This is a genomic window from Streptomyces roseoviridis (genome assembly GCF_039535235.1).
Taxonomy (GTDB): domain Bacteria; phylum Actinomycetota; class Actinomycetes; order Streptomycetales; family Streptomycetaceae; genus Streptomyces; species Streptomyces roseoviridis.
The window spans coordinates 4,050,344-4,071,033 of record NZ_BAAAWU010000001.1 but is presented as its reverse complement, the minus strand read 5'-3'; the positions used below and the strand labels follow the sequence as shown (position 1 = coordinate 4,071,033).

Genomic DNA, 20,690 nt, shown 5'->3' with positions numbered 1-20,690 from the left:
GGACCGTTGCCGAGGACCGAGCCGAGCTCGCGTACGGGCCGGTCGACGCTCCGTTTCGCGTCCGTGTTCCGGAAGCCTTCGATCCCTTCACGGCACACCCCTCACGTGATTCCTGCGGGCCGCGGACTTCGCGGGCCGGAATCACCGTGCGGGCATCTCGGAAATCTTGTGGATCTTGGTCAAAAACTGTGGATAACCCACCGCCTGTGAATAACTTCGCCACCCGAACAGGTACTGCCCGGAGAGCAGCCCTTCGACTACGTTGAGTGACGAAATGAGGCGACTCGCGCTCGGACGCCCGATGTCGGGCGGAGGGCGGAAGGAGAGGCGAAGATGGTGCAACGATGGACGAAAACGTGTCCGGACATGCGACGACCCCCGCCGGGGGGGAGAGCGGGGGTCGTCTCTCCGGCCGGCTCGGGGGGGGAGGAGCCGGTCCGGGTTAGCACGGTCGCGAACGATCCGTGACTTCCATGGTGTACCCGAGAGCCCTCTCAGGCAAACCCACACGCCCGAGCGTACGCCGAATGGCGGGCACCTATGCTCGGGCTCGTGGAAAACCACTCGATGCCGCGCGCAGCCGCCTTCTTTGACCTGGACAAGACGGTCATTGCGAAGTCCTCGACGCTGACCTTCAGCAAGTCCTTCTACCGGGGCGGACTGATCAGCCGCCGTGCCGCGCTGCGGACGGCGTACATCCAGTTCGTGTACCTGGTGGGCGGAGCCGATCACGACCAGATGGAGCGGATGCGCGAATACCTTTCGACGCTCTGCAAAGGCTGGAACGTCGCCCAGGTCAAGGAGCTCGTGGCGGAAACGCTGCACGACCTCATCGACCCGCTCATCTACGACGAGGCGGCCTCGCTCATCGAGGACCACCACGCCGCCGGCCGCGACGTCGTGATCGTCTCGACCTCGGGGGCCGAGGTGGTCGAGCCGATCGGCGAGATGCTCGGCGCCGACCGCGTGGTCGCCACCCGCATGGTGGTCGGCGACGACGGCTGCTTCACGGGCGAGGTGGAGTACTACGCGTACGGCCCGACCAAGGCGGAGGCGGTCCGCGAGCTCGCCGAGTCCGAGGGGTACGACCTGTCGCGCTGCTACGCCTACAGCGACTCCGCGACCGATCTGCCGATGCTGGAGGCCGTGGGCCACCCCTACGCCGTCAACCCGGACCGGACCCTGCGCCGTGAGGCGACCTCCCGGGACTGGCCGGTCCTCATCTTCAACAGGCCGGTCCGGCTCAAGCAGCGGCTTCCGGAGTTCCGCATGCCGCCCCGCCCGGCCCTCGTCGCCGCCGCGGCCGTGGGCGCGGCGGCGGCCACGGCCGGGCTCGTCTGGTACGCCAGCCGGCGTCGGCAGGCCGCGCTGACGCGTGCGACCGAAGCCGCCGGGGCCGCCGGGGCCGCCGCTCTCGCCGATCGCTTTGCCCGGATCTGAGACGAAAGCAAAGAAGCGGAGTCAGGACTTTCGCTTCGTTCCGGACAGGAGTAGAAAGGAATCAGGCCCGCGAGACCTAGGACATCCGAGAGGATCACCTGTTGAGCAAGAAGGCCCCACGGACCTAAGCACGGAAACCTGGCACCCACGCGACGTCGACCCTTCGATTAAGGGCCAGCCGCACCAGGCGAAGGGCAAAGTTCCCCGCCTGATGGGCACATATCGAGGACGCTTGGTAACTGGGCGGACGTGCCAGCGGCGGTACCGAAGTCTGGTACCGCCGCAACCCTTGTCCGGGTCTCTTCGGCCTCAGGCCGCGCCGCGCTGGAGCGCCTCGCAGACGGCCGTCGACTCCCGCACCCCGAGCTCCACCGCACGGCCGCAGTGCGCGATCCAGGCGGCCATGCCTTCCGGGGTTCCCGACAGGTAGCCCTCGAAGGCGGCCAGATAGGCCGCCCGCCCCAGTTCCGCGTGGCCGACCTCGGCCGGACAGATCGCCTTCGGGTCGAGCCCGCTGCCGATCAGCACGATCCGCTCCGCCGCCCGCGCCACCAGGCCGTTGCGCGAGGTGAAGGGCCGCAGCGCGAGCAGCTCGCCGTGCACGACGGCGGCCGTGACCAGGGCCGGGGCGTTGCCACCCGCGATGATCAGGTCGGCGAGGCCGTCGAGCCGTCCCGACACCTCCGCCGGGTCGGGCAGCGGCGCCTCGATCAGCGGTTCGTCCACCGCCTCGCCCGCCTGGCGCGGCCGGCCCGTCGCATCCCGCGGCTCGCCCTCGGCGACCAGATGGAGCCGGGCGAGCACCCGCAGCGGGGACTGGCGCCAAATGGACAGCAGCTGGCCGCATTCGGCCGTCAGCCGCAGTGCACCGCCGACCGTGCGGGCCTCCGCGTCCGCGCTGAAGTCCGTGCGCCGCCGGACCTCCTCCAGGGCCCAGTCCGCACCGGAGAGCGCGGCCGAGGCGCGCGCCCCGCGCAGCGCCGCCTCGGAGGTGATCTCGTTGCTGCGGCGGCGCATCACGCGGTGGCCGTAGACCCGGTCGACGGCCTTGCGTACGGAGTCCACCGAATCGGCGACGCCCGGCAGGGAACCGAGGGCGGCCAGGGGGTCAGAGGCGTGCGTACTCATAAGTAGGGAGGCTACGCGCCCAGCGCCTCCGCCCCACCTTGGAGTGGTCTTCTTCACGCACCTTGACCACAGCGCGCGAGCGTGGCACTACGCTAGGTGAACATGAAGATCGCTTTCGTGGGGAAGGGCGGCAGCGGCAAGACCACGCTGTCCTCGCTCTTCATTCGACACCTCGCCGCCACCGGTGCCCCGGTCCTCGCGGTCGACGCCGACATCAACCAGCACCTCGGGGCGGCGCTCGGCCTCTCCGACGAGGAGGCGGCGGCGCTGCCCGCGATGGGCGCGCACCTGCCGCTGATCAAGGAGTACCTGCGGGGCTCCAACCCGCGGATCGCCTCCGCCGACACGATGATCAAGACCACGCCCCCCGGGGAGGGTTCGCGGCTCCTGCGGGTCCGCGAGGACAACCCCGTCTACGAGACCTGTGCCCGCCCCGTGGCGCTCGACGACGGCGGGATCCGGCTCATGGCCACGGGTCCGTTCACCGAGTCGGACCTCGGCGTGGCCTGCTACCACTCGAAGGTCGGCGCGGTGGAGCTGTGCCTGAACCACCTGGTGGACGGCCCGGACGAGTACGTGGTCGTCGACATGACCGCGGGCTCCGACTCCTTCGCCTCGGGCATGTTCACCCGCTTCGACATGACCTTCCTGGTCGCCGAGCCGACCCGTAAGGGCGTCTCCGTCTACCGCCAGTACAAGGAGTACGCACGGGACTTCGGGGTCGCCCTCAGGGTCGTCGGCAACAAGGTGCAGGGTCCGGAGGACGTGGAGTTCCTGCGGGCCGAAGTGGGTGACGACCTGCTCGTGACGGTCGGCCACTCGGACTGGGTGCGCGCCATGGAGAAGGGCCGCCCGCCCCGTTTCGAGCTCCTGGAGGCCACGAACCGCACGGCCCTCCAGTCCCTCCAGGACGCGGCGGACGACTCGTACGCCCACCGCGACTGGGAGCGCTACACGCGCCAGATGGTCCACTTCCACCTGAAGAACGCCGAGAGCTGGGGCAACGCCAGGACCGGAGCAGACCTGGCGGCGCAGGTCGACCCCGGATTCGTACTCGACGAACGGCTGGCCGTACCGCAGCCGAGCTGACGACGTCCGAGCCGGGGGCCGGGAGCGCGGCCGGGCCCCCGGCCGATCCCGCGCCCGCACCACGACGGCACAGGCGCAGCAGCGCAGGCGGTACCGGCACCGGCACGGCCACAGCGGCAACGGCCCGGGCCGGACCTCATCGCGAGATCCGACCCGGGCCGTGCCGTCGACCGGTCAGGACATCGACCGCCGGCTCACCGGCGGGCGGCGGCCGGCTGGGTCGCCGGCGCCGGGGCACCCGCCGGGACCGCGGGCTGGGGTGCCAGGAAGGTCTGCCAGCCGCCCGGCGGGGCCTCGCCGACCTTCAGGGTGCGGAGCTTGGCGAGGACGCCCGGGTCCTGGGCGTCGAGCCAGTCGGCGAGCTGACGGAAGGAGACGCACTTGACGTCCTTCTGGACGCAGACCGTCGCGATCGTCTCCTCGATGGCACGCATGTAGGTGCCGCCGTTCCAGGACTCGAAGTGGTTGCCGATGATCAGCGGCGCCCGGTTGCCGTGGTACGAGCGCTGGAACGCCTGCACCAGGCCGTCGCGCATCTGGTTGCCCCAGAACCGGTGCATCGACGGGTCGCCCTTGGTCGTCCCGGACTGGTTGACCAGGAAGTTGTAGTCCATCGACAGCGTCTGGAAGGCGCGCCCCGGCATGGGGACGAGCTGGAGCGGTCCCACAGGCCCATGTCCTTCTTGGGCCAGACCTGGTCGTTGACACCGCTGGTGTCGTAGCGGAAGCCCATCTGGGCCGCCGCCCGGACGAAGTTCTTGCGCCCCTCCAGGCAGGGCGTGCGAGCGCCGACGAGCTCCTTGTCGTAGTCGAACGGAAGCGGCTTCTCCGCCTGCAGACCGGCGTTGGTCTTCCAGTTCTTGACGAAGGACTTGGCCTGGCTGATCTCGCTCTTCCACTCCTCGACCGACCAGGTGCCCACGCCTCCGTCCTTGCCGCAGAAGTGGCCGTTGAAGTGGGTGCCGATCTCGTTGCCCTCCTCCCACGCGCCCCGCAGCTCGCGCACGGTGTCGCGGATGCCCTCGACGTCGTTGAAGCCGATGTCGGAGCGGCCCGGGGAGTGCCGCGGCGGGTTGTACAGCTCGCGCTTCTCCTGCGGCAGGAGGTAGACGCCGCTGAGGAAGTACGTCATCGTCGCGCCGTACTTCTTGCCCACCTTGCGGAAGTGCGAGAAGAGCTTCTGGCTGTCCTCACCCGCCCCGTCCCAGGAGAACACCACGAACTGCGGCGGCTGCTGACCGGGCTTCAGGCGCTCCCAGACCGGCTGGTGGGGCTGGGCGCCGGTGAAGGCGGTGGAGCCGTCGCCGATCAGCCGCACCGCGCTCTGCGGGGCTCCCGCGGGGCCCTTCTCGGTCGCCGCGCCACCCGGCCCCCCGCCCGGGGCGGAACCGCCGGAGCCGGAACAGCCGGCCAGGCCGGTGGCGAGTGCGACGGCGAGCGCGCCGACGGCAAGCGCCCTCTTCTGGAGGAGCGTCCTCTTCTGGACTGCGGTCCTTCTCGCGGCGGCTGACATCCGCACACCTCTCCTCGGATCCTCGGATTTCCGTACGAGCGGCGTCAACGTCGCACCACGACGGCCGGAGAGCGTCAACGACAAGCGGCATGCGCACGTTCTGTCACCGGAATCGGTGAATCATTGCCCTGTTTGCCCCGAAAATAATGCCGGAGTCTTTACTCTCCATTACTGTTCATTTACCGAGCGTTGATCGGTATCCCGCCGCTGCACCCCGCACGAGCCGCGACCGCGCTGCCCCCGGAGGAGACGGGACATGACTCTCTGCACGCCTGACCGCACGACCGACCGACCCCGCGTCCAGCGGCCCCACAGCCCGCCGGACGGCGCGGACGGTCCCCGCCGCCGCTTCCGCATCGCCGGCGCGGACGTGTCCGCGTCGATCGCCGTCTTCCTGATCGCCCTGCCCCTCTCGCTCGGCATCGCCCTCGCCACCGGCGCCCCCCTCCAGGCCGGTCTGGTGGCCGCCGCCGTCGGCGGCATCGTGGCCGGCCGCCTCGGCGGCTCGCCCCTCCAGGTCAGCGGCCCCGCCGCCGGACTGACCGTGGTCACCGCGGAGCTGATCCAGCGCTACGGCTGGCGCACCACCTGCGTCATCACGCTCCTCGCCGGACTCGCCCAACTCGGCCTCGCCGCCCTGCGAGTGGCCCGCTCCGCCCTCGCCGTCTCCCCCGCCATCGTCCACGGGATGATCGCGGGCATCGGCGTCACCATCGCCCTCGCACAGCTGCACATCGTCCTCGGCGGCAGCCCCCAGAGCTCCGCCGTGGACAACGCCCTCGGGCTGCCCGCCCAACTGGCCGACGTTTCCCCGGCCGCGCTCGCCGTCAGCGCCCTCACCGTCGGCCTGCTGCTGCTCTGGCCCCGCCTGCCGGGCCGTACGGGACGGCTGCTGCGCACGGTCCCGGCGGCGCTCTCCTCGGTGGCCGCCGCCACCGCGCTCGCCGTGCTCGCCGGCCTCGGCGTCCCGCGGGTCGACCTGCCGGCCTGGACCAGCCACGCCCTGCCCGGCCTCCCGGACGGGCCGGTCCTCGGGATCGCGGCCGGGGTGCTCACCATCACGCTGGTCACCAGCGTGCAGTCGCTGCTGTCCGCCGTCGCCATCGACAAGCTGGCGGCCAAGCGCGCCGCCGACACCGGCGGCGGCAGCGTCCCGCGCTCCGAGCTCGACCGCGAGCTCGCGGGCCTGGGCGCGGCCAACATGGTCTCCGGGGCCCTCGGCGGTCTGCCCGTGGCCGGGGTCGCGGTACGCAGCGTCGCCAACGTCTCGGCGGGTGCGGTGAGCCGCAACTCGTCGATCCTCCACGGCGTGTGGATCGTGCTCGCGGCCCTGCTGCTGGTGCCGCTGCTCGAACTCATCCCGCTGCCCGCGCTCGCCGCCCTCGTCATGGTGGTCGGCGTCCAGATGGTCAGCATCACGCACATCCGCACGGTCACCCGCCACCGCGAAGTCCTGGTCTACGCGGTGACGGTGGCGGGTGTGGTGTTCGTCGGCATCCTGCAGGGCGTGGCCCTCGGCATCGCGGTGGCGGTCGCCGTGGCGATGCACCGGCTGGCCCGCACGCGGATCACCCTGGAGGAGCGGGACGGCCGCCATCTGGTGCGGATCCGCGGCCAGTTGACCTTTCTGGCGGTGCCGCGGCTGAGCCGGTCCCTGCATCAGCTCCCGGCGGGCGCCGACGTCGTCGTGGAGCTGGACGGTTCGTTCATGGACCACGCGGCCTACGAGACGCTACACGACTGGCAGACCTCGCACGTGGGCCGCGGCGGCAGCGTCGACATGACCGGCCCCGCCGGTCTGCGGATCACCGAACCGACGCACGGCCATGGACCGGCCGACAAACCCGACGCCGAGGGCTCCGGGTCCAGAGCCGGCTCCAGGTCCGGGTCCGGCGGGCACTCCTGCTGCCGGCCGTGGACGCCGTGGCGCAACCACCAGTGCCAGGTGCAGCCGGCCGGCGAGACCGGCGGCGAGGCGCCCCGGGCGACCGCGCACCGGCTGGCGAGCGGCATCGGCGCGTTCCAGCGGGACACCGCCCCGCTGGTCAGGGACGAGCTGGCCCGGCTGGCCCGGGAAGGGCAGCGGCCTTCCCAGCTCTTCCTGACCTGCGCCGATTCCCGACTCGTCACGAGCATGATCACGTCCAGCGGCCCGGGCGACCTCTTCACCGTGCGCAATGTCGGCAATCTGGTACCGCTGCCGGGCGAGGAGAGCGGGGACGACTCGGTGGCGGCGGCGATCGAGTACGCGGTGGAGGTGCTGCGGGTCGAGTCGATCACGGTCTGCGGCCACTCCGGCTGCGGCGCGATGCAGGCCCTGCTGAACAGCGGCCCAGACGACCCGCCGAGCCCCCTGCGCCGCTGGCTGCGGCACGGCCGGCCGAGCCTGGAGCGGATGGAGAGCCGCAGACACGCCTGGGCCAGGATCTCCGGACGGTTGCCGGCCGACGAGGTCGAGCAGCTCTGCCTGACCAACGTCGTACAGCAGTTGGAACACCTGCGCGCGTACGAGTCGGTGGCGCGACGGCTCGACGAGGGCACGCTGACCCTGCACGGGATGTACTTCCACGTCGGCGAGGCGCAGGCCTATCTGCTGGCCGGTACGGACGAGGTGCACAGTTACGACGACGTCTTCAACCACGTGCCGCCGACGGCGGCCGGGTCCGACGAGCCGCCCGGGGCGATGCCGCTGGCGGGCGCCGGCACCCGGGAGAGCGCCCGCGCGTCCTGAACCTTCCGCTCCGTTCGTCCGTGAAAGTGTGTGGCCCCCGCTCCCCTCCGCTCGGGGAGCGGGGGCCACCTCCGCATGCGGGCTCACAGGTCTAAACCAATTGCCCGGAGGCTCTTGTCACCCGGGCATCTGGCTGATGAGCTATGACGCGGGACACACAGGCACGTAGGACGCCCTGGGAATGGGAGATGTCGTGAGCAACGAATCCTTGGCCAATCTGCTCAAGGAAGAGCGCCGCTTCGCGCCGCCGGCCGAGCTGGCCGCGGACGCCAACGTGACGGCGGAGGCGTACGAGCAGGCCAAGGCGGACAGGCTGGGCTTCTGGGCCGAGCAGGCCAGGCGGCTCACCTGGGCCACCGAACCGACCGAGATCCTGGACTGGTCGAACCCGCCCTTCGCCAAGTGGTTCGCCGACGGCGAGCTGAACGTGGCCTACAACTGCGTGGACCGGCACGTCGAGGCCGGCCACGGGGACCGGGTCGCCATCCACTTCGAGGGCGAGCCCGGCGACAGCCGCTCCCTCACCTACGCCGAACTCAAGGACGAGGTGTCCAGGGCCGCCAACGCCCTCACCGAGCTGGGTGTCCGCAAGGGCGACCGGGTCGCCGTCTACCTGCCGATGATCCCCGAGGCCGCCATCACGATGCTGGCCTGCGCCCGCATCGGCGCCGCCCACTCGGTCGTCTTCGGCGGCTTCTCGGCCGACGCCGTCGCCTCCCGCATCCAGGACGCCGACGCCAAGCTGGTCGTCACCGCCGACGGCGGCTACCGCCGCGGCAAGCCGTCCGCGCTCAAGCCGGCGATCGACGAGGCCGTGGCCCGCTGCCCGCAGGTCGAGCACGTCCTCGTGGTCCGCCGCACCGGCCAGGAGACCGCCTTCACCGAGGGCCGTGACGTCTGGTGGGACGACATCGTCGCCCGCCAGTCCGCCGAGCACACCCCCGAGGCGTTCGAGGCCGAGCACCCGCTCTTCATCCTCTACACCTCCGGCACGACGGGTAAGCCGAAGGGCATCCTGCACACCTCCGGCGGCTACCTCACCCAGGCCGCGTACACCCACCACGCCGTCTTCGACCTCAAGCCGGAGACCGACGTCTACTGGTGCACCGCCGACATCGGCTGGGTCACCGGCCACTCGTACATCGTGTACGGGCCGCTGGCCAACGGCGCGACCCAGGTCATGTACGAGGGCACCCCGGACACCCCCCACCAGGGGCGCTTCTGGGAGATCGTGCAGAAGTACGGCGTCACCATCCTCTACACCGCGCCGACCGCGATCCGCACCTTCATGAAGTGGGGCGACGACATCCCCGCCAAGTTCGACCTGTCGTCGCTGCGCGTCCTCGGCTCCGTCGGCGAGCCGATCAACCCCGAGGCGTGGATGTGGTACCGCAAGCACATCGGCGGTGACAGGTGCCCCATCGTGGACACCTGGTGGCAGACCGAGACCGGCGCCATGATGATCTCCCCGTTGCCCGGTGTCACGGAGACCAAGCCCGGCTCCGCCCAGCGCCCGCTGCCCGGCATCTCCGCCACCGTCGTCGACGACGAGGCGAACGAGGTGCCGAACGGAGGCGGCGGCTACCTGGTCCTGACCGAGCCGTGGCCGTCGATGCTGCGCACCATCTGGGGTGACGACCAGCGCTTCATCGACACCTACTGGTCCCGCTTCGAGGGCAGGTACTTCGCCGGCGACGGTGCGAAGAAGGACGACGACGGCGACATCTGGCTGCTCGGCCGGGTCGACGACGTCATGCTCGTCTCCGGCCACAACATCTCCACCACCGAGGTCGAGTCCGCGCTCGTCTCCCACCCGGCCGTCGCCGAGGCCGCCGTCGTCGGCGCCGCCGACGAGACGACCGGCCAGGCGATCGTGGCCTTCGTCATCCTGCGCGGCACGGCCAGCGAGGACGACAGCCTGGTGGCCGAGCTGCGCAACCACGTCGGCGCCACCCTCGGCCCGATCGCCAAGCCGAAGCGGATCCTGCCCGTGGCGGAGCTGCCCAAGACCCGCTCCGGCAAGATCATGCGGCGCCTGCTGCGGGACGTCGCCGAGAACCGCGAGCTGGGCGACGTCACCACCCTGACGGACTCGTCGGTCATGGACCTCATCCAGACGAAGCTGCCCGCCGCCTCCAGCGAGGACTGAGCGGGGAAAACGCAGAGGAAATCGCAGGGAAAACCGCAGGCGAGCGCCCGTCCCGGCCCCCGGGGCGGGCGCCCTCGCGTTGTCCACAGGCGGTTGTCCACAGGCGGTTGTCCACAGGGCGTGCCGCTGTCCCCGTATGCACCTAAAGTGAAGATCGCCGGACGCCACGGAGCATCTTTAGGTAAGGTAAGGACCGCGTCGACGACGCGACAGGAACCTAGGTGCGCCGGGAAGTCTGGTCGGCATGTGCTCAGCGCTGCCCACCGACCGGAGGTTCTCACCGTGCCCGCGCCCGCCCCCCATCGCCCCAGCTTCCTCGGCCGCCTCTCGCTGCCCGAGCGCCGGTTCGTCGCCGCCGCGCTGCGCACCGAGACCGTCGGCGGTGTGCTGCTGCTCGGGGCCGCCGTCATCGCGCTCGTGTGGGCCAACACGCCTCTGAAGGACAGCTACGCCTCCCTCCGGGACCTCCACATCGGGCCGGCCTCCCTCGGGCTCGACCTGTCGGTCCAGCACTGGGCCGCCGACGGCCTGCTGGCGATCTTCTTCTTCGTCGCCGGCATCGAGCTGAAGCGCGAACTCGTCGCGGGCGAGCTGCGCGACCCCAAGGCCGCCGCCCTCCCGGTCATCGCCGCCGTCTGCGGCATGGCCGCGCCCGCCCTCGTCTACGCCCTGGTCAACACGATCGGCGACGGCAGCCTCGCGGGCTGGGCCGTGCCCACCGCCACCGACATCGCCTTCGCGCTCGCCGTCCTCGCCGTGATCGGCACCTCCCTGCCGTCCTCGCTGCGGGCCTTCCTGCTCACCCTCGCCGTGGTCGACGACCTGTTCGCCATCCTGATCATCGCGGTCTTCTTCACCGGCGACCTGAACTTCGCCGCCCTCGGCGGCGCCTTCGCCGGACTCGCCGTCTTCTGGCTGCTGCTGCGCAAGGGCGTCCGCGGCTGGTACGTGTACGTGCCGCTCGCCCTGGTCATCTGGGGCCTGATGTACAACAGCGGCGTCCACGCCACCATCGCCGGCGTCGCCATGGGCCTGATGCTGCGCTGCACCACCCGGGAGGGCGAGGAGCACTCCCCGGGCGAGCACATCGAGCACCTGATACGCCCCCTCTCCGCCGGCCTCGCCGTGCCGCTGTTCGCCCTGTTCTCGGCCGGGGTCGCGATCTCCGGCGGCGCCCTCGGCGACGTCTTCACCCAGCCCGTCACCCTCGGCGTCGTCCTCGGGCTCGTGGTCGGCAAGACCATCGGCATCTTCGGCGGCACCTGGCTCGCCGCCCGCTTCACCAAGGCGGAGCTCAACCCGGAGCTGGCCTGGCCGGACGTCTTCGCCGTCGCCTCGCTCGCCGGCATCGGCTTCACCGTCTCGCTGCTGATCGGGGAGCTCGCCTTCGCCGGCGACGCCGCCCTGACCGACGAGGTCAAGGCCGCCGTCCTCATCGGCTCGCTGACGGCCGCCGTGCTCGCCTCGGTGCTCCTGAAGCTGCGGGTCCGCAAGTACCAGGCGCTGGTCGTGGAGGAGGAGCGCGACGACGACGAGGACGGCATCCCCGACGTCTACGAGGAGCACACCCCCGAGTACCACCTGCGCATGGCCGCGATCCACGAGCGGAAGGCCGCCGAACACCGTGAGCGCGCCCGACTCGCGGGGGCACCGCGCGATGAGGCCGACCGTCCGGCATGATCTGAGGTCGGACCGTAGAAGAGGAGAGGGATCAGCCATGAGCGACCCGTTCGACGGAGCCGAGCGCAGCCTCGGCCAGCTGGTCGCCTCGGCGACCGCCGAGATGTCCGCACTGGTGCACGACGAGATCGCCCTGGCCAAGGCCGAGATCCGCCAGGACGTCAAGCGCGGCGCGATGGGCGGCGCGGCCGGAATGGCCGCGGGCGTCGTGCTGCTGTTCTCGCTGCCGCTGCTGAGCTTCGCGCTCGCCTACGCCATCAACGCCTGGACCGGGGGCCACAACGGCAACGGCGGCTGGAACATGGTCTGGTGCTTCCTGCTCTCGTTCGCGGCGAACGTGCTGCTCGCCGGGCTGCTGGCCGTGTTCGCCGTGGCCAAGTTCAAGAAGGTCAAGAAGCCGGAGAAGACCATTTCCTCGGCCAAGCAGACCGCGGCGATCATGCAGAACGTCAAGCCGCATCCGCGTCCGGTCACCGGTGCGGCGCCGATCGCCCTGGACAAGGCCCCGTCTGTGGCACGCTCGTCTGCATGACCGTCCCTGAGAGCAGCAGCGCCAACGGCGGAAGCCCCGTCCGCATCGACGGGCCGTGGACCCACCGTGACGTGGCGGCCAACGGTGCCCGCTTCCACATCGCCGAGATGGGCGACGGCCCGCTGGTGCTCCTGCTGCACGGCTTCCCGCAGTTCTGGTGGACCTGGCGCCACCAGCTGCCCGCCCTCGCCGAGGCCGGGTTCCGGGCCGTGGCGATGGACCTGCGCGGCGTGGGCGGCAGCGACCGTACGCCACGGGGTTACGACCCGGCCAACCTGGCCCTCGACATCACCGGAGTGATCCGCTCGCTCGGTGAGCCGGACGCCGCGCTCGTCGGTCACGACCTGGGCGGTTACCTCGCCTGGACGGCCGCCGTGATGCGGCCCAAGCTGGTGCGCCGGCTCGCGGTCTCCTCGATGCCGCACCCGCGCCGCTGGCGCTCGGCGATGCTCGCCGACTTCTCGCAGACCCGGGCCGGTTCCCACGTATGGGGCTTCCAGCGGCCGTGGCTGCCGGAGCGTCAGCTCGTCGCGGACGACGCGGCGCTCGTGGGCAGGCTGATCGAGGACTGGTCCGGGCCGAACCCCCGGTCGGCCGCCGACGAGGAGGCCCTGGAGGTCTACCGGCGGGCGATGTGCATCCCGTCGACCGCGCACTGCTCGATCGAGCCGTACCGCTGGATGGTGCGCTCGCTGGCCCGGCCGGACGGCATCCAGTTCAACCGGCGCATGAAGCGGCCCGTGCGCGTGCCCACACTGCACCTGCACGGCTCGCTGGACCCGGTGATGCGGACCCGCAGCGCGGCCGGCTCCGGGCAGTACGTGGAGGCCCCGTACCGCTGGCGGCTCTTCGACGGGCTCGGGCACTTCCCCCACGAGGAGGATCCCGTCGCGTTCACCACGGAGCTCGTCAACTGGCTCAAGGACCCCGAGCCGGACCGCTGACGCTCAGGAGTCCGTCGAACTGCCATGTGCCCCGCGCATACGCCAATTGGCGGGCGCCGGGGAGGTTACCGACCTTGGGCCCCGGGCACACGTCCCGGTATGGGCTGGACGCACGACTACGGTGACACGGCACGCGACCGCCGCTCGATCGGCGGATCGGGCGCTCCCGAGCGGGGCGCCACGCAGGACCACGGCCACCCGCATCCCGAGGGGGGCGTGGGAATCTCGCGCATCCTCCGCCGCCGGGCCCGCTGGGTATCGGCGCGGCTGCGTCACACCCGTACCTAGGGAGTACCGAGGGCGGGTCCCGCGGCCGTGAGGTCCGCGGGACCCGCCCTCGGGCGCTGTCCGGGCACGCTGTGGGCACGGTGCAGGCGTGTTCCGGGCGCGTCCCGTGCTGCCCCGGCAGGGGCGCGGCCCCGGCCGCGGGCCCGTGGCCACGGCGCCGGGGCCCGGCCCGCTAGAGGGCGCAGCCCTGGCTGTCGACCTGCTGGTTGGCCGCGCGGCCCCGGGTGATGTCCTCCTGGATCTCGTCGACCGTCAGCGCGTAGCCGGTGTTGGCGTCGTCGAGGGACCGGGCGAAGATCACGCCGTAGACCTTGCCGTCCTCGGTGAGCAGCGGGCCGCCGGAGTTGCCCTGACGGACCGTCGCGTACAGCGAGTAGACGTCCCTGCGCACCTCGCCGCGACGGTAGATGTCGGGACCGTCGGCGGTGATCCGGCCGCGCACGCGGGCCGAGCGCACGTCGTACGCGCCGTTCTCCGGGAAGCCGGCCACGATGGCGTTGTCGCCGCTGCGGGCGTCCCGGTCGGTGAACTCCAGCGGCCTGGCGTCCAGGTCCGGCACGTCGAGGACCGCGATGTCGCGCGCCCAGTCGTAGAGCACGACCTTGGCGTCGTAGAGCTTGCCCTCGCCGCCTATCTGCACGGTGGGCTCGTCGACGCCGCCCACGACATGGGCGTTGGTCATGACCCGGCGCTCGGCGAACACGAAGCCGGTGCCTTCGAGGACCTTGCCGCAGCTCGGGGCGGTCCCGACGACCTTGACGATGGAGCGCTGGGCGCGCTCGGCGACCGGGCTGCCGGCGAGCGCCGGGTCCGGCGGCCGCACCTCGGTGATGGGCTCGTTGGCGAAGGGGTTGAAGACCTGCGGGAAGCCGTTCTGGGCGAGCGTGGAGGTGAAGTCGCTGAACCAGCGGGACGCCTGATCGGGCATCACCTCCTCGACGCCCAGCAGCACCTTGGAGTTGCGGACCTGCTTGGCCCACGTGGGCACGGCGGTCAGGGCCAGGGCGGAACCGAGCAGCCAGGCGACCAGCAGCATCGCGACCACGTTGACCAGGGCGCCGCCGGTGGCGTCCAGGGCGCGTGCGGGAGTCCAGGTGATGTGCCGGCGCAGCTTGTTGCCGAGATGGGTGGTGAACGCCTGGCCGACGGAGGCGCTGACGATGACCACCATCACGAAGATGACCGTCGCGGTCGTGGTGACCTGGCTGTGATCGGTCAGCTGGTTCCAGATGACCGGCAGCAGCAGGACGGCGACGAGACCGCCGCCGAGGAACCCGATCACCGAGAGGATGCCGACGACGAATCCCTGGCGGTAACCGATGATCGCGAACCACACGGCGGCGAGCAGCAACAGGATGTCCAGCACGTTCACCGTCAATAGCCTCGCAGATTCGTCTTCGGTCGCCCCGGGGTCAGCCTGTCATGACCTCCAGTCGAGCGGGACCCGCTTGGACCGGTCCCAGGGGCGCTCCCAGCCCGCGTAATGCAGGATCCGGTCGATCACTCCGGCCGTGAAACCCCAGACCAGGGCCGATTCGACCAGGAATGCGGGGCCCGCGTGACCGCGGGGGTGGACGGCGGTCGCGCGGTTGGCGGGGTCCGTGAGATCCACCACGGGGACGGTGAAGACCCGGGCGGTCTCGGCGGGGTCGACGACACCGATGGGGCTGGGTTCGCGCCACCAGCCGAGCACGGGGGTCACGACGAAGCCGCTGACGGGGATGTAGAGGCGGGGCAGCACGCCGAACAGCTGGACGCCGGCCGGGTCGAGTCCCGTCTCCTCCTGTGCCTCGCGCAGCGCGGCCCGCAGCGGCCCGCTCCCGGCAGGGTCGCCGTCCTCGGGGTCCAGAGCGCCGCCGGGGAAGGAGGGCTGTCCGGCGTGGGAGCGGAGGCTGCCGGAACGCTCCATCAGCAGCAGCTCGGGGCCGCGCGCCCCCTCGCCGAAGAGCACGAGCACGGCGGACTGCCGCCCGGCGCCGTCCTCGGGCGGGAGGAAGCGGCTCAGCTGCTCGGGCGCGACCGTGCGGGCCGCCCGGTCGACGGGCTCCAGCCAGTCGGGCAGCCCGTGCCGGTCGAGCAGTCCGCCCGCTCCGTAGGTCTCTTCGTCAGTGCGCGTCATCGGCACCCCCGTGTTTCACAACGCGGCCGGAGTGTGGGTTCGTTCCCCGGGGGCTCCGGGGGCGGTGGGTGTCCTCACGAGCTCGCGCCCAGCGGGGGTGCGGGGCGGCCGGGGTAGTCCGGGGGCGGGTTGAGCCGCTGGCCCGGGAAGCCGCCCTTCTCGTACTTCAGGAGCTTCTTCGCCTTCTCCGGGTCCGTCTCGCCCTCCCCGTAGGCGGGGCAGAGGTGGGTGATCGGGCAGGCGCCGCACGCGGGCTTGCGGGCGTGGCAGATGCGGCGGCCGTGGAAGATCACCCGATGGGAGAGCATCGTCCACTCGCTCTTCGGGAAGATCTCGGCGATCTCCGCCTCGATCTTGACCGGGTCCTCCTGCTCGGTCCACTTCCAGCGGCGTACCAGGCGCATGAAGTGGGTGTCGACGGTGATGCCGGGCACACCGAAGGCGTTGCCGAGGACCACGAAGGCGGTCTTCCTGCCGACTCCCGGCAGCTTGACCAGGTCCTCCAGGCGTCCGGGCACCTCGCCCCCGAAGTCGTCCCGGAGGGCGGTGGCGAGACCCATGATCGACTTGGTCTTGGCGCGGAAGAACCCGGTCGGCCGGATCAGCTCCTCGACCTCCTCGGGGACGGCGGCGGCCAGGTCCTCGGGGGTCGGGTACTTCGCGAAGAGCGCGGGGGTGGTCTGGTTGACCCGCAGGTCGGTGGTCTGGGCGGACAGGACCGTGGCGACCAGGAGCTCGAAGGGGTTGCGGAAGTCGAGCTCGGGGTGGGCGTACGGATAGACCTCGGCGAGCTCGCGGTTGATCTTCCGGGCGCGCCGCACCATGGCGAGGCGGGACTCGGGCCTGGCCTTGACCGCGGGCCTGGTCTTGGCCGCGGCCCTGGCCTTGCCCGCAGGCCCGGTCTTGGCCGTGGGCCCGCCCTCGGCCGTGGGCTGCCCGGCCGGGGGCTTCTCGGCCGCCCTGTCCTCGCCCGGGGGCTTCTCGGCCGGGAGCTTCTCGGCCGGGAGCTTCTCGGCCGCCCCGCTCCGTGTGCGTTTCGTCACTTTCGTCTGTTTCGACACGCCGTGTTCGCCCACGGCGGAATTACTTTCGACCGGCACTCTTCCAGCCCCCTTGGCCTGTGCTCTCACCGGCGAGTTGGACACCCGGCCAGCCTAGGCGCCGTCACCGACATCCGCCCCGTTCCCACCGGATCGCGACCCAATCGGGCCCCTGACGTACGGAAAGGCCGTCCGGTGAGTCAAACTTGTTGTGATTGATCGCACTGAGGTCGACATAGGAGAGAACTCGTGGACGACGTTCTGCGACGTGCCCCGCTGTTCGCGGCGCTCGACGACGAGCAGGCCGCTGAGCTGCGTGCCTCGATGAGTGAGGCGACGCTTGCCCGTGGCGACGCGCTGTTCCACGAGGGCGACCCGGGCGACCGGCTCTACGTGGTCACCGAGGGCAAGGTGAAGCTGCACCGGACCTCGCCCGACGGCCGCGAGAACATGCTGGCGGTCCTCGGCCCCGGCGAGCTGATCGGCGAGCTGTCCCTCTTCGACCCGGGCCCGCGCACCGCCACCGCGACCGCGCTCACCGAGGTGAAGCTGCTCGGCCTCGGCCACGGCGACCTCCAGCCCTGGCTGAACGCCCGCCCCGAGGTGGCCAGCGCCCTGCTGCGCGCCGTCGCCCGCCGCCTGCGCAAGACCAACGACCAGATGTCCGACCTGGTCTTCTCCGACGTCCCGGGCCGTGTCGCCCGCGCGCTCCTCGACCTGTCGCGCCGCTTCGGCGTGCAGTCGGAGGAGGGCATCCACGTGGTGCACGACCTCACGCAGGAGGAGCTGGCCCAGCTCGTGGGCGCCTCCCGCGAGACGGTCAACAAGGCGCTCGCCGACTTCGCCCAGCGCGGCTGGCTGCGCCTGGAGGCCCGCGCCGTGATCCTCCTGGACGTGGAGCGCCTCGCGAAGCGCTCGCGCTGAGGCACCCCGCACAGCGCTGCCTCACACGGCTCGTACGTACGAGAAGGGGGCCGCCCGGTTCGACCGGGCGGCCCCCTTCCGTATCGGCTGCCGTCGGGACTAGCGCTTCGTGCCGTCCACGATCAGCGGGTTCGAGCCGCCGCCACCGCAGGGCACCGCGTAGACCGGGTTCTTCGCGGCGGCCTCCTTGTAGGCGTCGATGCACTGGTTCATCAGGACCTTGTCGGTCAGCGAGGCGTTGAGGATCTTGTTGGCACGGGCGATGCCCTCGGCCTCGATCCGGCGGCGGTCGGCCTCCGCCTTGGCCGTACGGGCGGCCTCCAGGGCCCGCTCGGTGGCCTGCTGCTGCTGGATCTTGCGGTCGATCTGGTCCTGCAGGGCCTCGGAGGGCTTCACGTTGCGCAGGTTGACGGTGGTGACGTCGATGCCGCGGGGGGCGAGGCGCTCCTTGATGAGTCCGGCGATCTCCGCGTTGATCTTCTCGCGGTCGGAGGCGTAGCCCTGCTCGCTCGTGTGGCGGGCGAAGACGTTGCGCACGATCTCACGGCTGTCCGGGTAGACCAGCCGCTGCTGGATGGCGTCCTCGCTGCCGGCCAGCTTGTAGAGCTCGACGGCCTTGGACGGGTGCACGGCCCACTTCACGGTGACCTCGGCGTACATCACGCCGCCCTGGGACGAGCGGACCTCCACCACGTCCTTGTCGGAGAGGTTCAGGTCTACGGGGCGCGTGGAGAAGGTCGTGACGCTGGTGAACGGCGACTTCAGGTGCATGCCGGAGGACATCGGCGTACCGACCTTGCCGAAGGCGACCGGCACGCCGACCTCGTACGCGCTGATCACGTACGTCATGCTCACGACCAGCGAGAACAGTCCGGCGAGCAGGGCGCCGACGGCACCGAGCTTGAGGCCGCGCGTGTCGTTCGCGCGGCCGACGAAGTAGAGCACCGCTGCCGCGATGACCAGCAGGATGGCTATGACGAACACGGGCTTCCCCCCGAGAGCTACGGCCAGATGTAAGCGGAGCGTAAGACACGTCTCGGGGCGCGAAGGTTCCCGGGTCCCTCGCGGAGGGCCCCGGGCCGGCGGACCGGCTCAGATCAGGCCGTGCTCCCTCAGGTACTCGAGCTGTGCCCGCACCGAGAGCTCGGCGGCCGGCCACAGCGAGCGGTCCACGTCCGCGTACACATGGGCCACGACCTCCGCGGCGGTCCGGTGGCCGTTCTCGACGGCCGTCTCCACCTGGGCGAGCCGGTGGGCGCGGTGCGCCAGGTAGAACTCCACGGCGCCCTGCGCGTCCTCCAGGACGGGTCCGTGCCCCGGCAGGACCGTGTGGACACCGTCGTCGACGGTGAGCGAACGCAGCCGCCGCAGCGAGTCCAGGTAGTCCCCGAGCCGCCCGTCCGGATGGGCCACGATCGTCGTGCCGCGCCCCAGGACGGTGTCCCCGGTCAGCACCGCCCGGTCGGCCGGCAGGTGGAAGGAGAGCGAGTCCGAGGTGTGCCCGGGTGTGGGGACGACCCGCAGTTCGAGCCCGCCGGTGGTGATCACGTCTCCCGCGGCGAGGCCCTCGTCGCCGAGCCGCAGCGCCGGGTCGAGCGCCCGCACCGAGGTGCGGGTCAGCTCCGCGAAGCGCACCGCTCCCTCGGCGTGGTCGGGGTGGCCATGGGTGAGCAGGGTGAGGCCGACCCGCTTGCCGAGCCGCTCGGCGGTCTCCACGACCCGCCGCAGATGGCCTTCGTCGAGCGGGCCCGGGTCGATGACGACGGCGAGGTCGGAGTCCGGTTCGGCGACGATCCAGGTGTTGGTGCCGTCCAGGGTCATCGCGGACGGGTTCGGCGCCAGGACGTTGACGGCGCGGGCGGTCGCGGGCCCGGAGACCACGGCCCCGCGCGGCTGCCCGGGGAGGGCGGCGGCGTCGCTCACGAGGCACCTCCCGGTTCTCCCACCGGCCCTGCGGACTTCCCCGGCTCCCCCGGTCCCGGCGACTCCCCCGGTCCGGGCGGCTCCGCCGACCCCACCGTCCCCGCCGGCTCCGCCGGGATGTGCTTGGTGAACTCGTCGTGTCCGGGCCAGCTCAGGATCACCGCGTCACCGTCGAGGCGCGCCTCGGCCAGTACGGGAGTCATGTCCTGGTCCGCGGCGGCGGCCAGGGCTTCCTCGGCGCTGCGGAACCGCTGGAGCGCACGCAGGGTCGAGATGGTCGGCGGCATCATCGTCAGCTCGCCGCGGTCGTAGCCGGCGGCCGCGTCCGCGGGGCGGATCCACACCGTGCGGTCGGCCTCGGTGGAGGCGTTCCGGGTGCGCTGGCCGGCCGGGAGGGCCGCCACGAAGAACCAGGTGTCGTAGCGCCGCGGCTCGAACTCGGGGGTGATCCAGCGGGCCCAGGCGCCCAGCAGGTCCGAGCGCAGCACCAGCCCGCGCCGGTCGAGGAAGTCGGCGAAGGACAGCTCGCGGGCGACCAGCGCCTCCCGGTCCTTCTCCCAGTCGTCGCCGGTCGTGTCGCCGACGACCGTGTCCGGCGTCTCCCCGGCGAGCAGGACGCCCGCCTCCTCGTACGTCTCGCGCACGGCGGCGCACACCACGGCCTGCGCCTGCGCCGGGTCGGTGAGCCCGAGCCGGGCGGCCCACGCCTCGCGGGAGGGGCCCGCCCAGCGCACCGGGTGCTCGTCGCGGGGATCGACCCCGCCGCCCGGGTAGGCGTACGCGCCGCCCGCGAAGGCCATGGAGGCGCGGCGGCGCAGCATGTGGACGAAGGGGCCGCCGCCCTCGGCCGCGTCGGACCTCCCGGACCCGGACCCGGACCTCGCGGCCCCGGACGTCCCGGACCCGGAGGTCCCGGCCCCGGCCCCCGCGGGGCCGGACTCGCCGGACCGCGTGGCCCCGGACGGCGTGGACCCGGACGACGTGGACCCGTCGGACTCGTCCCTCAGGAGCAGCACGGTGGCCGCCCGCTTGGGAGTCGCGGGGACCAGCTCGCCCGCGGCGAGGGCACGGATGAGGTCGGGCCACTCCGGTGGGTACCACTGACCATTCGACTGACCATTCGGCATGGCCGGATGCTATGCGCAAGCATGGAAATGCACGAGGGCCGGTTTTCCAGCCTGTGGAAAACC

At 71.6% G+C, this 20,690-nt stretch carries 16 protein-coding genes and 1 pseudogene; 9 read left to right on the top strand and 8 right to left on the bottom strand.

Annotation, left to right across the window (positions count from 1 at the left end):
• Positions 1-540: 540 nt before the first annotated feature.
• Positions 541-1,440: an HAD family hydrolase gene (locus ABD954_RS18455; protein ID WP_345487136.1), complete on the top strand. Its 900-nt coding sequence runs from the start codon at positions 541-543 to the stop codon at positions 1,438-1,440.
• A 309-nt stretch (positions 1,441-1,749) separates the two neighbouring features.
• On the opposite strand, the gene ABD954_RS18450 is transcribed toward ABD954_RS18455, so the two are convergent.
• Entirely contained in the window at positions 1,750-2,568 is an 819-nt protein-coding gene (locus ABD954_RS18450; RefSeq protein WP_345487135.1) for a Fic family protein, read from the bottom strand.
• Between the two features lie 102 nt (positions 2,569-2,670).
• Here ABD954_RS18450 and ABD954_RS18445 point away from each other — a divergent pair, with 102 nt between their 5' ends.
• Positions 2,671-3,657, top strand: coding sequence for an ATP-binding protein (locus tag ABD954_RS18445; protein WP_345487134.1), 987 nt, complete (start codon positions 2,671-2,673; stop codon positions 3,655-3,657).
• 194 nt (positions 3,658-3,851) lie between these two features.
• On the opposite strand, the pseudogene ABD954_RS18440 reads toward ABD954_RS18445, so the two are convergent.
• Positions 3,852-5,170 (bottom strand): annotated as a pseudogene (locus tag ABD954_RS18440) (polysaccharide deacetylase family protein).
• Positions 5,171-5,426: 256 nt separating this feature from the next.
• Here ABD954_RS18440 and ABD954_RS18435 point away from each other — a divergent pair.
• The 6 genes from ABD954_RS18435 to ABD954_RS18410 all read left to right on the top strand — a co-directional run bounded on the left by ABD954_RS18435 (position 5,427) and on the right by ABD954_RS18410 (position 13,494).
• Complete coding sequence (locus tag ABD954_RS18435; RefSeq protein ID WP_345487133.1) at positions 5,427-7,901, top strand: SulP family inorganic anion transporter; 2,475 nt, start codon at positions 5,427-5,429, stop codon at positions 7,899-7,901.
• Between the two features lie 193 nt (positions 7,902-8,094).
• On the top strand, positions 8,095-10,050 hold the full coding sequence (gene acs / locus ABD954_RS18430; RefSeq protein WP_345487132.1) for an acetate--CoA ligase: 1,956 nt from the start codon (positions 8,095-8,097) through the stop codon (positions 10,048-10,050).
• Between the two features lie 282 nt (positions 10,051-10,332).
• The gene (nhaA, locus tag ABD954_RS18425) at positions 10,333-11,730 is read left to right on the top strand and encodes a Na+/H+ antiporter NhaA (RefSeq protein ID WP_345487131.1); all 1,398 of its coding nucleotides are present in this window, start codon (positions 10,333-10,335) and stop codon (positions 11,728-11,730) included.
• A gap of 37 nt (positions 11,731-11,767) precedes the next feature.
• Positions 11,768-12,262, top strand: coding sequence for a phage holin family protein (locus ABD954_RS18420; protein WP_345487130.1), 495 nt, complete (start codon positions 11,768-11,770; stop codon positions 12,260-12,262).
• Complete coding sequence (locus ABD954_RS18415; RefSeq protein WP_345487129.1) at positions 12,259-13,206, top strand: alpha/beta fold hydrolase; 948 nt, start codon at positions 12,259-12,261, stop codon at positions 13,204-13,206. The genes ABD954_RS18420 and ABD954_RS18415 overlap by 4 nt, the downstream gene beginning before the upstream one ends.
• A gap of 99 nt (positions 13,207-13,305) precedes the next feature.
• Positions 13,306-13,494: a hypothetical protein gene (locus ABD954_RS18410; protein WP_345487128.1), complete on the top strand. Its 189-nt coding sequence runs from the start codon at positions 13,306-13,308 to the stop codon at positions 13,492-13,494.
• A gap of 172 nt (positions 13,495-13,666) precedes the next feature.
• Here ABD954_RS18410 and ABD954_RS18405 read toward each other — a convergent pair whose 3' ends face one another.
• The 3 genes from ABD954_RS18405 to nth all read right to left on the bottom strand — a co-directional run bounded on the left by ABD954_RS18405 (position 13,667) and on the right by nth (position 16,758).
• A complete protein-coding gene (locus tag ABD954_RS18405) occupies positions 13,667-14,866 on the bottom strand; it encodes a MarP family serine protease (RefSeq protein WP_345487127.1) in 1,200 nt (399 codons plus the stop codon).
• Positions 14,867-14,914: 48 nt separating this feature from the next.
• Positions 14,915-15,613, bottom strand: a complete 699-nt coding sequence (locus ABD954_RS18400) for an NUDIX hydrolase (protein ID WP_345487126.1) — start codon at positions 15,611-15,613, stop codon at positions 14,915-14,917.
• 74 nt (positions 15,614-15,687) lie between these two features.
• Positions 15,688-16,758, bottom strand: coding sequence for an endonuclease III (nth, locus tag ABD954_RS18395; RefSeq protein WP_345487125.1), 1,071 nt, complete (start codon positions 16,756-16,758; stop codon positions 15,688-15,690).
• A 144-nt stretch (positions 16,759-16,902) separates the two neighbouring features.
• On the opposite strand from nth, the gene ABD954_RS18390 reads away from it, so the two are divergent.
• Complete coding sequence (locus tag ABD954_RS18390) at positions 16,903-17,577, top strand: Crp/Fnr family transcriptional regulator (RefSeq protein ID WP_046910193.1); 675 nt, start codon at positions 16,903-16,905, stop codon at positions 17,575-17,577.
• A gap of 99 nt (positions 17,578-17,676) precedes the next feature.
• Here ABD954_RS18390 and ABD954_RS18385 read toward each other — a convergent pair whose 3' ends face one another.
• The 3 genes from ABD954_RS18385 to ABD954_RS18375 form a co-directional block, all read right to left on the bottom strand.
• Positions 17,677-18,561: a prohibitin family protein gene (locus ABD954_RS18385; RefSeq protein WP_345487123.1), complete on the bottom strand. Its 885-nt coding sequence runs from the start codon at positions 18,559-18,561 to the stop codon at positions 17,677-17,679.
• A gap of 108 nt (positions 18,562-18,669) precedes the next feature.
• Positions 18,670-19,500 carry an MBL fold metallo-hydrolase gene (locus ABD954_RS18380; RefSeq protein WP_345487122.1) on the bottom strand — a complete coding sequence of 277 codons (831 nt, stop codon included), beginning with the start codon at positions 19,498-19,500 and terminating at the stop codon, positions 18,670-18,672.
• On the bottom strand, positions 19,497-20,627 hold the full coding sequence (locus tag ABD954_RS18375; protein WP_345487121.1) for an NUDIX hydrolase: 1,131 nt from the start codon (positions 20,625-20,627) through the stop codon (positions 19,497-19,499). The genes ABD954_RS18380 and ABD954_RS18375 overlap by 4 nt, the downstream gene beginning before the upstream one ends.
• Between the last annotated feature and the right edge of the window lie 63 nt (positions 20,628-20,690).

What these genes read in the sequence shown, in the direction of transcription:
- ABD954_RS18455 (WP_345487136.1), top strand. Translation starts at nt 541, where the DNA reads ATGCTCGGGCTCGTGGAAAACCACTCGATGCCGCGCGCAGCCGCCTTC.
- ABD954_RS18450 (WP_345487135.1), bottom strand. Translation starts at nt 2,568, where the DNA reads ATGAGTACGCACGCCTCTGACCCCCTGGCCGCCCTCGGTTCCCTGCCG.
- ABD954_RS18410 (WP_345487128.1), top strand. Translation starts at nt 13,306, where the DNA reads ATGGGCTGGACGCACGACTACGGTGACACGGCACGCGACCGCCGCTCG.
- ABD954_RS18435 (WP_345487133.1), top strand. Translation starts at nt 5,427, where the DNA reads ATGACTCTCTGCACGCCTGACCGCACGACCGACCGACCCCGCGTCCAG.
- ABD954_RS18375 (WP_345487121.1), bottom strand. Translation starts at nt 20,627, where the DNA reads ATGCCGAATGGTCAGTCGAATGGTCAGTGGTACCCACCGGAGTGGCCC.
- ABD954_RS18400 (WP_345487126.1), bottom strand. Translation starts at nt 15,613, where the DNA reads ATGACGCGCACTGACGAAGAGACCTACGGAGCGGGCGGACTGCTCGAC.
- ABD954_RS18415 (WP_345487129.1), top strand. Translation starts at nt 12,259, where the DNA reads ATGACCGTCCCTGAGAGCAGCAGCGCCAACGGCGGAAGCCCCGTCCGC.
- ABD954_RS18445 (WP_345487134.1), top strand. Translation starts at nt 2,671, where the DNA reads ATGAAGATCGCTTTCGTGGGGAAGGGCGGCAGCGGCAAGACCACGCTG.
- ABD954_RS18420 (WP_345487130.1), top strand. Translation starts at nt 11,768, where the DNA reads ATGAGCGACCCGTTCGACGGAGCCGAGCGCAGCCTCGGCCAGCTGGTC.